Origin of the sequence: Streptomyces sp. NPDC093085 (assembly GCF_040683935.1) — a bacterium.
GTDB lineage: Bacteria > Actinomycetota > Actinomycetes > Streptomycetales > Streptomycetaceae > Streptomyces.
In genome coordinates, this window is record NZ_JBFBFB010000004.1 from 553695 (window position 1) to 567377 (window position 13683).

Genomic DNA, 13683 nt, shown 5'->3' on the forward strand with positions numbered 1-13683 from the left:
AACCGCAGATCCGCAGAACGCAGAACCGCAGAACCGCAGGACACACAACGCACGCACGGATGCCGAGGCGGGGCGAGGGGCGGCACGGTCGCCCCCGCCCCCGCCCCCGCCCCCACCCCCGCGCCCGCGCCCGCCGGCCACTCCTCCTCATCAGTGCTATATGACATGATGCAGAAATGACTCAGCCATCCACCAGGTACGACGTCCTGATCGTCGGCGCGGGTGTCGTGGGGGCCGCGTGCGCGTACTACTGCACCGCCGCCGGACTGCGGGCAGCCGTCGTGGAGCGCGGGGCCGTCGGCGGCGGAACCACCAGCGGCGGCGAGGGGAACATCCTGGTCTCCGACAAGGAGCCGGGGCCCGAGCTGGAGCTGGCGCTGCTGGCCTCGCGGCTCTGGCGGGAGGCGGCGGAGGAGCTGGGGCCCGGCGCCGTCGAGTACGAGGCCAAGGGCGGCGTCGTCGTCGCCGGGACCGAGGAGACCGCCCAGGGGCTGCGGCACCTGACGGCGGGCCAGCGGGACATGGGCGTGGACGCCGTCGACATCGGGGCCGACGCGCTCTTCGAGCTGGAGCCCCAGGTGACCCGGCGGGCGGTCGGCGGGGCGTACTACCCGCAGGACGCGCAGGTCCAGCCCGTACTGGCCGCCGCCCACCTGCTGCGCCGGGCGCGGGAGCGCGGGGCGGTCGTGTACACCGGGACCACGGTCACCGGGTTCGTACGGGACCGGCACGGCGCCCTCACCGGCGTACGGACCGACGCCGCCGGCACCCCCGTCCTCTCCGCGCCCTCCGTGATCAACGCGGCGGGCACCTGGGCCGGGCAGCTCGCGGAGCTCGCCGGGGCCCCGGTCCCCGTCCTCCCCCGCAAGGGGTTCGTCCTGGTCACCGAGCCGCTGCCGCGCGCCGTACGGCACAAGGTGTACACGGCGGAGTACGTGGCCAACGTCGCCAGCGGTGACGCGGGCCTGGAGACCTCCGTCGTGGTGGAGGGCACGCGGGCCGGCACCGTGCTCATCGGCGCCAGCCGCGAACGGGTCGGCTTCGACCGTTCCTTCTCCCTGCCGGTGGTACGGCGACTGGCCGCGCAGGCCATCGGGGTCTTCCCGTTCCTGGCGGAGGTCGCCCTGCTCCGTACGTACCTCGGCTTCCGTCCGTACTGTCCGGACCACCTGCCCGTCATCGGCGCCGATCCGCGCGCCCCCGGCCTGCTGCACGCCTGCGGCCACGAGGGCGCGGGCATCGGACTGGCCACCGCCACGGGCAGGCTCCTGGCCCAGCGGCTGACCGGCCAGGAACCCGATCTGGACCTGACGCCGTTCCGCCCCGACCGGTTCGAGGAGGCCGCCGCATGAACGAACCGTCCGCCACCGCCGATTCCTCTTCCGATTCCCCTTCCCATTCCTCCCCCTCCATTTCCTCTCCCCCCGCTTCCTCTCCTTCCGTTCCCTCCCCTTTCGCCTTCACCTTCGACGGGCAGGACGTGCCGGCCGAGCCCGGCCAGAGTGTCGCCGCGGCGCTCATCGCCTCCGGGCGGCGCTCCTGGCGTACGACCCGGGTCGAGGGGCGCCCGCGCGGGGTGTTCTGCGGTATCGGGGTGTGTTTCGACTGCCTGGTGACGATCAACAGGCGCCCCAACCACCGCGCCTGCCTGGCCCAGGCCCGGCCCGGCGACACGGTCACCACCCAGGAGGGAGCAGGCCATGACGACCTCGCGTGCTGAGGGGGCGACGTCCGCTGTGTACGACGTCGCCGTGCTCGGCGCCGGACCGGCCGGCCTCTCCGCCGCCGTCGCCGCCGCGTCCCAGGGCAGCCGGACCGTACTGGTCGACTCCGCGCCCCGCCCCGGCGGCCAGTACTGGCGCCACCGGGCCGGTGACGACGGCGCCCGCCACCACGACTGGGACCGATTCCGGCGCCTGGAGCGGGAGTTGGCGGCGCAGCCACTGCTGGACCACCGGCCGGGGTGCGCCGTCTGGCACGTGGAACGGCCGGCCGGGGCCACGGACACCCGCTTCGTCCTCCACACCACCGGCCCCGACGCCCCCCGCGGCCCCGGCGGCCCTGATACCCCCGACGCCCCGCGCGGCCCCGGCGGCCCCGCCCAGCGGATCGCCGCCCGTACCGTCGTCGTGGCCACCGGCGCCTACGACCGGCAACTCCCCTTCCCCGGCTGGACTCTTCCCGGTGTCTTCACCGCCGGTGCCGTCCAGGCGCTCCTCAAGGGGCAGGGGGTCGTGGCCGGGAAGCGGATCGCCGTCGCGGGCACCGGGCCCTTCCTGCTCCCCGTGGCCGCCGGGCTCGCCGAGGCCGGGGCGACCGTGGTCGGGGTGTACGAGGCGGGGCTGCCCACCGCCTTCGCCGCGCACCCCGCCGCCACCCTCCGCAACCTGGCCAAGGTGGCCGAGGGTGCCGGTTATCTCCGTACCCTCCGGGCCCACCGCGTCCCCTACCGCACCCGTACCACCGTCGTCGCCGCGCACGGCACCGACGCCGTCACCGGGGCCACCGTCGCGCGTCTCGACCGTGGGTGGCGGGTCGTCCCCGGCACCGCCCGCACCATCGACTGCGACACCGTCGCCGTCGGGTACGGGTTCACCCCGCAGACCGAGATCCCCGTGCAACTCGGCTGCGAGATGCGCCGGGACGCGGACGGCAGCCTCGTCGCCCGCGTCGACACCCGGCAGCGCGCGACCACGGAGGGCGTGTACGTCGCGGGCGAGGCCTGCGGGGTCGGCGGTGCCCAGCTCTCCGCCGTGGAAGGGGAGTTGGCAGGTCTGCACGCCGCTCATGTGACCACGGGCGCCGCGCCCGGCCGCGGGCGGCTGGCCCGGCTGCTCCGGCGGCGGGCCGCCCTGCGCTCGTTCGCCGCCGCGCTGCACCACGCCTATCCGGTCCCGGACGGCTGGCTGAGCTGGCTGGACGGCGCGACCACGCTCTGCCGCTGCGAAGAGGTCACGGTCGGCGCCGTACGCACCGCGATCGACACCCTCGGGGCGGCCGACCCCCGGACGGTCAAGCTCTACGCCCGCCCCGGGATGGGCCTCTGCCAGGGCCGGGTCTGCGGCTACGCCACCACCTGCCTCGTCGCCCGCGCCACCGGCCGCGAACCCACCGCCGAGGACCTGCGCGGGGTGGCGGGCCGGCCCGTCGCGAGCCCGGTCACGCTGGGCGAGCTGGCGGCCGGGAGCGACCAGGACCGGTGACAGAAACCCGACCTCTATGTAATGTGACATATTACTGACCGGCGACCGTGCGGAGGAATCATGACCCAGGAGACGACGACCGAGGGCACGGCCCGGGAGACGGCGGGAGGGGCGAAGCCCTGGCACGGCGTCCTCGTGGCCACCGCCCTGCCCCTGCGCGAGACCCGGAACGGCGCGGACCGTAACGGCGCGGACCGCAACGGCGCAGGCGCAGGCGCAGGCGGCGGCCTCACCGTCGACTTCGACGCATACGCCGCCCACATCACCTGGCTCGCCGAGCACGGCTGCGACGGCGCGACCCCCAACGGCTCCCTCGGCGAGTACCAGACACTCACCGCCGAGGAGCGCGCCAGGGTCGTCACCACCGCGCTCGCCGCCGCCCCGCCCGGCTTCACCGTGATGCCGGGTGTCGCCGCCTACGGCTCCGACGAGGCGCGCCGCTGGGCCGAGCAGGCGGGCGAGGCCGGGGCGCCCGCCGTGATGCTGCTCCCGCCGAACGCGTACCGTGCCGACCGGCGCGCCGTGGTGGCGCACTACCGGGCGGTCGCCGAGGCCGGGGTCCCGGTCGTCGCGTACAACAACCCGATCGACACCAAGGTCGACCTGGTCCCCGAACTCCTCGCCGAACTCTTCGGCGAGGGCCTGATCGTGGCGGTCAAGGAGTTCTCCGGCGACATCCGCCGCTACTACCGGATCACCGAACTCGCCCCCGGCCTCGACATCCTGGCAGGTACGGACGACCTCGCCCTGGAGATGGCGCAGGCGGGTTCGCCGGGGTGGATCTCCGGCTACCCCAACGCCCTCCCCCGCGCCTGTGTCACCCTCTGGGAGGCCGCGTCCAAGGGCGACCTCGCCACCGCCCTCCCGCTCTACCGCACCCTGCACCCGCTGCTGCGCTGGGACTCGCGGACCGAGTTCGTGCAGGCGATCAAGCTCAGCATGGACATCGTCGGGCGGTACGGGGGCCCCAGCCGCCCGCCCCGGCTCCCCCTCACCGCCGAGCACGAGGCGCTCGTACGGAGCGCCACGGAGCGGGCCGTCGCGGAAGGACTCGCCTGAGCATGCGCAGCGACCGGGTCTTCCACGCCGTCGACTCCCACACCGAGGGGATGCCCACCCGCGTCATCACCGGCGGGGTCGGGACGATCCCCGGGGCCACGATGTTCGACCGGCGCCGGTACTTCGTCGACCACCTCGACCACATCCGCCGGCTCCTGATGAACGAGCCGCGCGGCCACTCCGCGATGAGCGGCGCCATCCTCCAGCCGCCGACCCGCCCGGACGCCGATTTCGGGGTCCTCTACATCGAGGTCTCCGGCTGTCTGCCCATGTGCGGGCACGGCACGATCGGGGTCGCCACGGTGCTGGTGGAGACGGGCATGGTCGAGGTCCAGGAGCCGGTCACCACCATCCGCCTGGACACCCCGGCGGGCCTGGTGGTCGTGGACGTACAGGTGGCGGACGGCTCCGCGAAATCCGTGACCCTCCGCAATGTCCCCTCCTTCGCCCTCGCGCTCGACCGGACCGTCGAGCTCGCCCCCTGGGGGGACATCCCCTACGACATGGCGTTCGGCGGCAACTTCTACGCCATCGTGGAGCTGGACGCCCTCGGCATCCCCTTCGACCGGTCCGACCGCGAGAACAAGAACCGCCTCATGGCGGCGGGGCTCGCCATCATGGACGCGATCAACGAGCAGGACCGCCCGGTCCATCCGGGGAACCCCGAGATCAACGGCGTGCACCATGTCTACCTGGCCGCGCCGGGCTCCACGCCGGCCCACTCCCGCCACGCCATGGTCATCCACCCCGGCATGTTCGACCGCTCCCCCTGCGGTACGGGAACGAGCGCCCGCATGGCCCAGCTCCACGCCCGCGGCCTGCTGCCCCTGGACACGGACTTCCGGAACGACTCGTACATCGGTACGCGCTTCATCGGCCGCCTGGTCGAGGAGACGGAGGTCGCGGGCCACCCGGCGGTCGTCCCCACGGTCACCGGCCGTGCGTGGCTCACCGGAACCGCCCAGTACCTGTACGACCCGGACGACCCCTTCCCCGAGGGGTTCACCCTCTGAGCCGCATAGCATGGGCGTACCGAACCGGACAGTGAGGACCCCGAGAGATGAGCGCGGACGGATGAGCACGGACGACAGTACGGCGGCGGTCCACCTGCCCTCGTTCCGCGGACGGCGCAACCTCCGGGAGGAGATCACCGAGACCCTGCGCGGCGCGGTGATCTCCGGCGAGATGAAGCCGGGTGTCGTCTACTCCGCCCCCAGCCTCGCCGAGCAGTTCGGCGTCTCGGCCACCCCGGTGCGCGAGGCGCTGCTCGACCTCGCGAAGGAGGGACTGGTCGAGGTCGTCCGCAACAAAGGGTTCCGGGTCACCTCGCTCTCCCCGGAGGAACTGGACGACATCACGGAACTCCGGGCGCTCATCGAGCCGCCCACCATCCGCCGCATCACGGAGCGGGGCGTCCCGGCGAAGACGATCAAGCGGCTGCGCCCGCTGGCGGCCGGCATCGAGAAGGCCGCCGCCCAGCGGGACTTCATCGCGCACGTCACCATCGACATGCAGTTCCACCTGGCCCTGCTGGAACTCGCCGGCAACCCCCGCCTCCTCGACACGGTGAAGTCCCTCCGCACCAGCTCCCGCATCTACGGCCTGCGCCTCCTCCCCGAGGGCGCCGAACTCTTCGACTCCTCCCACGAACACGCCGAACTCCTCGACCTCATCGAGGCAGGCGACGCGGACGGCGCGGAAGCCCTGATGCGCCGCCACATCGGCCACGTCCGGGGCATCTGGAGCGAGAAGGGCGGGGAAGACGGGGAGGACGGGGAGGACGGGGAGAAAGGGTAGGGGGCGGGGCCGGAGCGGGACCCGGGGCCCGTCCCGGGTAATCGAAGGGTTTCTCGAACAGTGCAGTCCCGCCGCGCTCCTGGAGTGTGACGAACAGCGCCTTGCGGCGGCGCGGTCCGGCGCGGGGCGTGGGCCGCCCGGCGCGGTTCCCGTCCCGCGCCCGTACGGTCCTCATCCCGCTTCCGACGCGGCCGGCGCGCCCGCGTCAGGGCATGTGGGGCTCCCGCACTCGCACGGCGGCCAGCGCAGGGCGGCGCCGGGGTCCAGGTCAGCTCCTTCGCCCTCACCATCGGCGTCGTCCACCCCGTCGAAGGCGTCCTTCCGCATGACGAGCGTGCCGTCGACGCCGAGCGCCGCGATCTCCAGCGACAGCAGTCGCCGCGCCTCGCTACCGGCCACGGGCGCACCCCCTCGACCAGGCATGGAATGGCCTTCGAACAGTGTGACTAGTCATCGCCAGCCCCTCGACAATGGGTAACAGTCCACGTTCATAGTGTGACGCGAGGTGTCACCATGAAAGAGGTTCAGCGACCAACCTGCATTTTGGTCGCGCCGGCCCCTGTTCACACGGACCGGCCTGCACAGCTCTCGCCGGCGGCACCCATTCCCAGAACTCTGGTCAAAGGGGCCGAACATGACGGAAAACAACGACCGCGGCGACGACTACAGCAAGGGCCTCACCCCGAGGGAGATCTTCGGCGAGGCACTGCGCAACGCGCGGGAGACGCGGGCGGCGGGCAAGCTGACGCAGTCGGAACTCGCGCGAATGGCCCGTACGTCGAAATCGACGATCAGCCGGATCGAACGCGGGGTACCACCGATCGGAAGTCATCTGCCCGCACTTTTCGATCAGATTTTTGAAACGGACGGATTGTTCAAGCGTTTGTACGAAGAAGTCGTTTCGCAGTCCTACCCCGCATTGTTCCGCCGCCGCATGGCCATGGAGCGCGAGGCCATCGCCATCCGCGAATGGTCACCGACCCTCATCCCCGGGCTCTTCGAATCCCCCGCGTACGCCCGGGCCCTGTTCCGGTTCGCCAACCGGCGGGCCTCCGACGCCGAGGTCGCCGATCTGGTGCGGGCCCGGCTCATCCGGCAGGAGCTGTTCCGGAAAGAAGCTCCGCCGAAAGTCTCCCTGATTCTCTGCGAATCCGCGCTCGACCGCAGCATCGGTCACGCCCACACGATGCGGGAGCAGCTCGCCGTTCTCCTGAGCCGCAGCGCCCTGCCGACCACGCGCGTACAGGTGCTGCCCCTCAATGCCGAACCACACCCTTTGATGGACGGGCCGATCACTCTGCTGACCACGCCACACCATCTGACTGTCGTATCGGTGGAGGCATTTCGCACGGCAAGCATCATCGAGGATCCTGAACACGTTCGAGCAGCCATGGCCGCCTACGATGATCTGATGAGCGAAGCCTTCTCGACGCGTGAGAGCGCTGCCCTCATCAGAAAGAAGTTGGAGGCACTGTGAGTCTCAATCCCGCCCCCGCCACCTGGGTCACATCCGCCCACTCCAACAATGAGGGCGGGAACTGTGTCGAGTGGTCCCCCACCTACGCCCGCACCCACGGCATCGTCCCTGTCCGCGACAGCAAGATGCCCCACGGGCCCACCCTCGGTTTCTCTCCCGCCAGTTGGGCCACGCTCGTCGCCTACGCCCACACCTCCTCCGGCGCATAGCGGCGAACCCGGGACCACCGTTCCCCACAGAGGCGCTCCCTCGTCTACCGTGCTGCTCTGCCTCCCTGCTTCTCCCGCCCCACCAACCCCACAGGCCCCAAGGCCCCACCGTCTCCCCCACCCCTCTCCTCCACCCCTCTCCTCCACCCTCTCCCCCACCATCTCCCCCCACCCCAAGGAGCATCCCGTGGTGAACATGAACAGGCGCGCCTTCAACAGGAGCCTGCTCGGATCCGGCTTCGGAGCCGCGCTCATGGGCGCCACCTCCGCCTGTGTCGGCGGCACCGACACCGACGCGGGCGGCACGGGCAGCTCGGGAAAGGGCTCGCGCACCCTGAATCTCGCGGTCGACCAGGAGATATATTCGCTCGACCCGGCGAAGCAGCAGAGCGGTTCCGCCATCGTCCAGGTGTGGCAGGCGTGCTTCGACACGCTGCTGCGGTACGAGCCGGACGGGACGGTGGGCCCCAACGCGGCCCGGAGTTTCACCTTCAACAAGGAGAAGACGGAGCTGACGCTCACCCTCCGTCGGGGCATGAAGTTCATCGACGGTGTCGCGGTCGACGCGCAGGCCGTCAAGCAGTCGCTGGAGTACTTCAAGTCGGGCGCGGGCCCGGAGGCGGGCCGGCTGGCCGGGGTGACGGTCACCGTCAAGGACAGCACCACCGTCGTGCTCACGACACCACAGCCCAACGGCCTGCTGCCGATGTTCCTCTGTCTCGCGCCCGGCATCCTGTCGAGCCCCGCCTCGCACAACTCCGGGGAGCGCGAGACCAGTCCGGTCGGTTCGGGCCCGTACAAGCTGGACGCGGCCGGGACGAGCGCCGGGTCCCTGTACACGTTCGTACGGAACCCGGGGTACTGGAACAAGGCCGCGTACCCGTACGACAAGGTGATCGTCCGTCAGATGGCCGGCACCATGACGCGGCTCGACGCGCTGAAGTCGGGGCAGATCAACGCCGCGCAGATCTCGGCGCGGACGAGGACCGACGCGCAGAACTCCGGTCTGACGGTGCTGCGGAACTCGGTGGGGTGGGCCGGGCTCTTCCTCAGCGACCAGGGCGGCGAGGTCGTCCCCGCGCTGAAGGACGTCCGGGTCCGCCGGGCGATCAACATGGTCTTCGACCGGCCGGCGATCCTGAAGTCGCTCTTCCAGGGCCACGGGACGGTGACCAACCAGATCTTCAACAGCAGGAGCGTGGCCTACCTCCCCGACATGCTGGACTTCTACCCGTACGACGTGACGAAGGCCAAGTCCCTGATGAAGGAGGCGGGTTACGCCGACGGGTTCACCTTCGACCTGCCGTTGGTCAGCGGCCAGGAGGACGCGAACCCGCTGATCGTCCGGCAGCTCGCCCTGCTGAACATCACCGCCCGCCAGGTCAACATCCCTCCGGCCCAGACCATTTCGGCCCTGCTCAGCGGCAAGTACCCGATCTTCTTCCACACGCTGGAGTCCCGCGCCGCGCTCTGGGACATCGCGCAGTCCCTGACCCCGAACGCGCCCTGGAACCTCAACAAGTTCACCGACGAACGGCTCCAGCCCCTCCTCGACAAGGCCCAGTTGCTCGACGGCTCCGCGGAGCGGCTCAACGCGCAGGCGGTCAACGCGTTCGTGGTCGAGCAGGCGTGGTTCTGCCCCTGGGTCCTGCCGACGAACTTCTACGCCACCGACAACACCGCCACCGCCACCCCCTACACCGGCACCCCCGTCCCCCACCTCCGAGGCTTCACCCCGGCCACGGACGGCTGACGGGGACACCGGACCATCCTGGCGCGGCTTTCAGTACCTCGCGGCGGGATCAGCGGGCTTCAGGACGCGGAGATCCACTTTCGCCGGAATGCCACCGTTGTTCTCGCACCCCAGCTTCTTCGCCATGGCGAGGGCGGCCGCGTGCAGGATGGTCATGTTGGCGTCACGCAGCGTTCGATCGTCCTCCTCAGGAAGATTTCGCCGCTGCTCAAGGGCCCCCTGAACGGGGAACGGAATGATCCCGGAAGAGTCGACTTGGGGAGTCAGGCACTCGAACTTGAGGGAAGCGTTGCGGGCACCGGCGTCGGCATACATTCCCATGCCATAGACATCCCTGTCCCGCCAGGGAGAGAAGTAACCCAGAGATTTGTCCCGTCTCACCTCTTTCGCATTACCATAGAGACTGAAATCCACCGTGATGCCGACGTCGAATCTGCCGACCCCCGAAAAACCACAGAGCCGCGAGACCGAACCGTCAAATTCCGAATAGTTGTATTTAAGTTCACCGGCGACCCGGTCCAGCCCTCCCGAACCATACGAACGGTAAGCCTTCGCAGCGGACAACGAATCGATCGCCCTTGCACTTCCCCCGGAGAAAATCTCATCGCACACCTTCACCGCGGGATACGGACCATCACCGTCCCTGGCGTCCGCCGACACAGTAGCCCCCAGGACAAGCACCAGCGCAGTACTCATGGGCGCAACCGCCGCCCTGACCCTCACCACCGAGCCCCTTCCTCCCTCATTCCGTCTGCGGCCGATAACCTTGCTGGTTCTCTTTGACGGAACCAGAACTGTAACCCGACCGTACAGATTCCCACATATCCTGCACGAACTTATCCGTGGCTCCGTTGCCCCGATGGCTGATGAATTGCCTCAAGGGCGCCTCGGAAGATGATTCACCCGCCTGGAATATCGCTCTCTTCTCCTCGTCCGTCATCTCTTCGATCTTCTTCTTTTCCGTATCCAAGGAGTCGCCCGCCGCGTCGCCGATGTATTGTGACGCCACTTGCTGCACCGCGCCGGTCGCCGTGTCGGTGGCGAGCGGAATCAGTACGGCGGCGGCACCGACGGCCGCGACCGGCGGAAGGACCGCGACCGCTCCGGCAACCGCGCCGCCGATGGCCGCGCTGGTTCCGAACGAGATCCACGCGGACTGCTTGTCCTGCGCGTCCTTGTACTCGCTGTGCTTCGCCAGGCCCTCGGCCACGACCTGCCCGGCCCGCGACTCGTCGAGCTGCCCCTGGACCGCGGCACCGGTCGACAGCGCCTCGCGGGCAAACCCCTCGTTGATCGCCCCGTTCGGCCCCACTTGGGCTTCCAGCACGCTGGTGGTGTGCACTCGCTGCGCCGTGGTGATCATCGCGTAAGCGTCAGGATGCTGTCCCAGGGCGCTCAGGAAGCCGAACGTCTCCCGCTGTCCGAACACCGCATGCCGATACCTGTCCTCGCCTGGAACGAAAACTCCGTACCCTCTATTGCTGACAGCCCTGTCGATGTCGTCGATATATCCGGCACCCATGCGTCCGAGGCTGCCCGACAACGCTTCCTGGTGCTTCAGGAGGTCAGGGTCGCCGCCATACTTCTGGACAACCGACTCCATGATCTCGGCGGTCTTTCCGTCCCGGACACCGTTCGCACTCGGCTCGTCCCACGGATAGCCGAGCGTCGCGGACTCCAGCGCGTGGCCCAAGGCTTCCGGCAGGAAACGTGAGGCCTTCTCCACGTGCTCCGGATCCGGGGTTTCCGTGTCCGCGAAGGAGGTGTACTCCTTGGTGCCGAAGAAGTCGAGGTAATTGCCAATGGGGTCGCCGCTCTTCGTCGTCCCCAGATCGGCCTCGCCGTCTCCGACGCTCCCGTCCTCGTTGTACGCCGTCGGATCCGACGTGAAGAACAGTTTCGACGCCTCCGGGCTGTGCCCCAGCGCCTCCAGCATCGACACCATGGGGTCGTATCCCGAACCGTTCTTCCCGGACGGGTTGTACTGGTTCTCGAAGGCGCCGCTCATCGGCTTCGAGCCGGCGAAGAAGTCCGGTTTCTTCTGGTGGAGCTGGGCCACGTGCTCGGCTATCGGGTTGAGGAACGTGGGGGCATAGTTCCCGTAGCGCATGATCCCGCCCAGCAACTGGTAGCCGTAGGGCGGGGCGCCGTACGGGGAGAGGGGGATCTGCTGGGTGCCGAGTTTGCGGAGTTCCGGGGCCCATTCGGAGGTGAATGCCTTGTCCTGGGAGGCGGAGGCCAGGGTGAGGCCCAGGTTCCGCTGGAGTTCCTGGACGTCCTTCAGGCGCTGCTTGTCGAGCTTTCCGTAGTCGCCGTACGTGTCGGTCGAGAGCTGCCCGAAGAACTCCAGGGACTCCTTGGGACCGAGGTTCCGGTAGAACGCGGTGGCGAATTCGGTCGAGTTTCCGTAGCTCCGCAGGATGTCGTTCTGTTCCCGCAGCTGCTCGTGCGTCAGGTCGGCGCCCCTGGCCGCGAGCGCGGCGGCCCGGGCCGCCGTTTCCTGTTCCAGGCTGCCGTACTTCGGAGCGGTGAAGTTGTGGTCGTCGGAGACGTTCGCCCGGAGCGCCCTCCGCAGCGACTCGTCCACGACCACGCACCGGTCGACGAGCTCGTCGATCCGCGCCTGCCACTCCGCCACGGCGGCCTTCTCCTTGCTCAGCAGCTCCTTGTAGTGGCCGTCGGTGCGGGCGCTGACGTCCTCCTGCACGGAGTGGCGCGCCGTCGCCTTACCTCGCGCGTCGACATGGATGTTGGCCTCGGGACCGTCGTCGTCCCTGATGGTGATCAGCTCGTCCTGGGCCTTCTTGAAGACCGTGTACGCGTCCTCCAGAACGGCCTTGACCCCCTTGGCCTCTTTGGCCGCGTCGCCGAACTCCTTCGCGGTCTTGCCGATGAACGCCTTGGTGACGCCCGCGTTGACGCCCTCCCAGTCGGCCTTGTCCGCCTTCGTCTTCATGCCGTCGCGGGCGTCCTCCGCGAGCCTGTCGAGCTTGGCGGCCATGTCCGACCAGTCGTCGACGGCGGTCTTCAGCTTGCCCAGCGGCAGGGCGACGATGTTCTCGAACGTCACGTCGGACATGGGCACTCACTTCAGATACTGGTTGAGCCTGGAGACCGAGATCAGGTCACCGGCGATCTGGGCGTCGTCCTTCGCATGCGCGGCCTCGGTGTAGTTGAGGTGGTTCGAGATCTGGGCGCAGGCGTCGAGCAGGGTGCGCAATTGGGTGTTCCACCGGTCGTGGACCTTCAGGAGCGCGGCCCCGCTCACAAAGCTCTCGTTGGTGAGGGCGATCGCCGCGTCGAAGGTCGCCGGGCGGGCGTGGTCACCGTCACGGCTCAGCCGGGTGCGGACCTCATAGGCGTCGTGGCCGATCGCGCCCAGGTCGTCGCGGTTCACACTGAGGTCGCTGTCCGCCGCGCCGACGGTGCCGCCGCCCGCACCGCCACCGCCACCGCTGCCCGGCGCCGACGCCGTGTTGAGACGGGTGGATGACCGGTCGGCCGCCCGTTCGCGGAGCCGCGCCCACTCCTCGTCGAAGGTCATGGTCCTCCCCTGCCCTGGTGCCCGTCATATGTTCGGCCCGGTCGAACACACACCGTATGCGATCACATCCCCAGGGGTGACAAGCGGCCCCGGGGCCAGAGGTCCCAGGGCCGGCAGGTGAGGTGGGGCTGGATGGGGCTGGAGTGGTCTGGTCAGTGGTGGTCGGGGGACGGGGTCAGGACGAAGAGGGGGATCTCCCGGGCCGTCTTGCGCTGGTACTCCGCGTACGGCGGGTACGCCTCCACCGCGCGGGCCCACCACGCGGCCTTCTCCTCGCCGGTCACCTCGCGGGCCACCATGTCCTGGCGGACCGGGCCGTCCTGGAGTTCCACGCGGGTCCGCGAGCAGGTTGTAGTACCAGACGGGGTGCTGGGGGGCGCCGCCCATGGAGGCGATCACCGCGTACGTTCCGTCGTGCTCCACACGCATCAGCGGGGTCTTGCGGATCCGGCCGCTCTTCGCGCCCAGGGTGGTCAGGATGATCACGGGCAGGTCCCGGCCCTCATGGGACGGGCCCAGCAGGGGTTCCAGGGTGGTGCCCCGGGTGCCGCCCGAGCTTTCGTAGAGTTCCACCTGGTCGCGCACCAGCTTCCGTGTGCTGGGCTCGTACTCACCTTCGAGGGGCATGCCGGACATCTCCC

13 protein-coding genes and 1 pseudogene are annotated in these 13683 nt (G+C 69.7%); 9 read left to right on the plus strand and 5 right to left on the minus strand.

Annotated elements, in window-relative coordinates:
- Window positions 1–176 precede the first annotated feature (176 nt).
- The 6 genes from AB0O07_RS16145 to AB0O07_RS16170 all read left to right on the plus strand — a co-directional run bounded on the left by AB0O07_RS16145 (window position 177) and on the right by AB0O07_RS16170 (window position 6059).
- Complete coding sequence (locus tag AB0O07_RS16145; RefSeq protein ID WP_365632762.1) at window positions 177–1352, plus strand: FAD-dependent oxidoreductase; 1176 nt, start codon at window positions 177–179, stop codon at window positions 1350–1352.
- 59 nt (window positions 1353–1411) lie between these two features.
- A complete protein-coding gene (locus AB0O07_RS16150; protein WP_365633114.1) occupies window positions 1412–1720 on the plus strand; it encodes a (2Fe-2S)-binding protein in 309 nt (102 codons plus the stop codon).
- Entirely contained in the window at window positions 1701–3203 is a 1503-nt protein-coding gene (locus AB0O07_RS16155; RefSeq protein WP_365632765.1) for an FAD-dependent oxidoreductase, read from the plus strand. The genes AB0O07_RS16150 and AB0O07_RS16155 overlap by 20 nt, the downstream gene beginning before the upstream one ends.
- Before the next feature lie 60 nt (window positions 3204–3263).
- Window positions 3264–4262: a dihydrodipicolinate synthase family protein gene (locus tag AB0O07_RS16160; protein WP_365632768.1), complete on the plus strand. Its 999-nt coding sequence runs from the start codon at window positions 3264–3266 to the stop codon at window positions 4260–4262.
- A gap of 2 nt (window positions 4263–4264) precedes the next feature.
- Window positions 4265–5275, plus strand: a complete 1011-nt coding sequence (locus AB0O07_RS16165; protein WP_365632771.1) for a proline racemase family protein — start codon at window positions 4265–4267, stop codon at window positions 5273–5275.
- Window positions 5276–5336: 61 nt separating this feature from the next.
- On the plus strand, window positions 5337–6059 hold the full coding sequence (locus AB0O07_RS16170) for a GntR family transcriptional regulator (protein ID WP_365632774.1): 723 nt from the start codon (window positions 5337–5339) through the stop codon (window positions 6057–6059).
- Between the two features lie 171 nt (window positions 6060–6230).
- Here the strand turns inward: AB0O07_RS16170 and AB0O07_RS16175 are convergent, their stop codons facing one another.
- Window positions 6231–6458 (minus strand): hypothetical protein, encoded by a 228-nt coding sequence (locus AB0O07_RS16175; RefSeq protein ID WP_365632777.1) that lies wholly within the window; start codon window positions 6456–6458, stop codon window positions 6231–6233.
- Between the two features lie 235 nt (window positions 6459–6693).
- On the opposite strand from AB0O07_RS16175, the gene AB0O07_RS16180 reads away from it, so the two are divergent.
- The 3 genes from AB0O07_RS16180 (at window position 6694) to AB0O07_RS16190 (ending at window position 9498) form a co-directional block, all read left to right on the plus strand.
- Window positions 6694–7536: a helix-turn-helix transcriptional regulator gene (locus AB0O07_RS16180; protein WP_365632781.1), complete on the plus strand. Its 843-nt coding sequence runs from the start codon at window positions 6694–6696 to the stop codon at window positions 7534–7536.
- The gene (locus AB0O07_RS16185; protein WP_365632784.1) at window positions 7533–7745 is read left to right on the plus strand and encodes a DUF397 domain-containing protein; all 213 of its coding nucleotides are present in this window, start codon (window positions 7533–7535) and stop codon (window positions 7743–7745) included. Before AB0O07_RS16180 ends, AB0O07_RS16185 begins: the two co-directional genes overlap by 4 nt.
- A 196-nt stretch (window positions 7746–7941) precedes the next feature.
- Window positions 7942–9498 carry an ABC transporter substrate-binding protein gene (locus AB0O07_RS16190; RefSeq protein ID WP_365633117.1) on the plus strand — a complete coding sequence of 519 codons (1557 nt, stop codon included), beginning with the start codon at window positions 7942–7944 and terminating at the stop codon, window positions 9496–9498.
- 30 nt (window positions 9499–9528) lie between these two features.
- On the opposite strand, the gene AB0O07_RS16195 is transcribed toward AB0O07_RS16190, so the two are convergent.
- The 4 genes and pseudogenes from AB0O07_RS16195 to AB0O07_RS16210 form a co-directional block, all read right to left on the minus strand.
- Window positions 9529–10194 carry a hypothetical protein gene (locus AB0O07_RS16195; RefSeq protein ID WP_365632787.1) on the minus strand — a complete coding sequence of 222 codons (666 nt, stop codon included), beginning with the start codon at window positions 10192–10194 and terminating at the stop codon, window positions 9529–9531.
- Between the two features lie 46 nt (window positions 10195–10240).
- Entirely contained in the window at window positions 10241–12577 is a 2337-nt protein-coding gene (locus AB0O07_RS16200; RefSeq protein ID WP_365632790.1) for a hypothetical protein, read from the minus strand.
- A 6-nt stretch (window positions 12578–12583) separates the two neighbouring features.
- Complete coding sequence (locus AB0O07_RS16205; RefSeq protein ID WP_365632793.1) at window positions 12584–13042, minus strand: hypothetical protein; 459 nt, start codon at window positions 13040–13042, stop codon at window positions 12584–12586.
- Window positions 13043–13194: 152 nt separating this feature from the next.
- Window positions 13195–13669: pseudogene (locus AB0O07_RS16210) on the minus strand (nitroreductase family deazaflavin-dependent oxidoreductase).
- Window positions 13670–13683 lie beyond the last annotated feature (14 nt).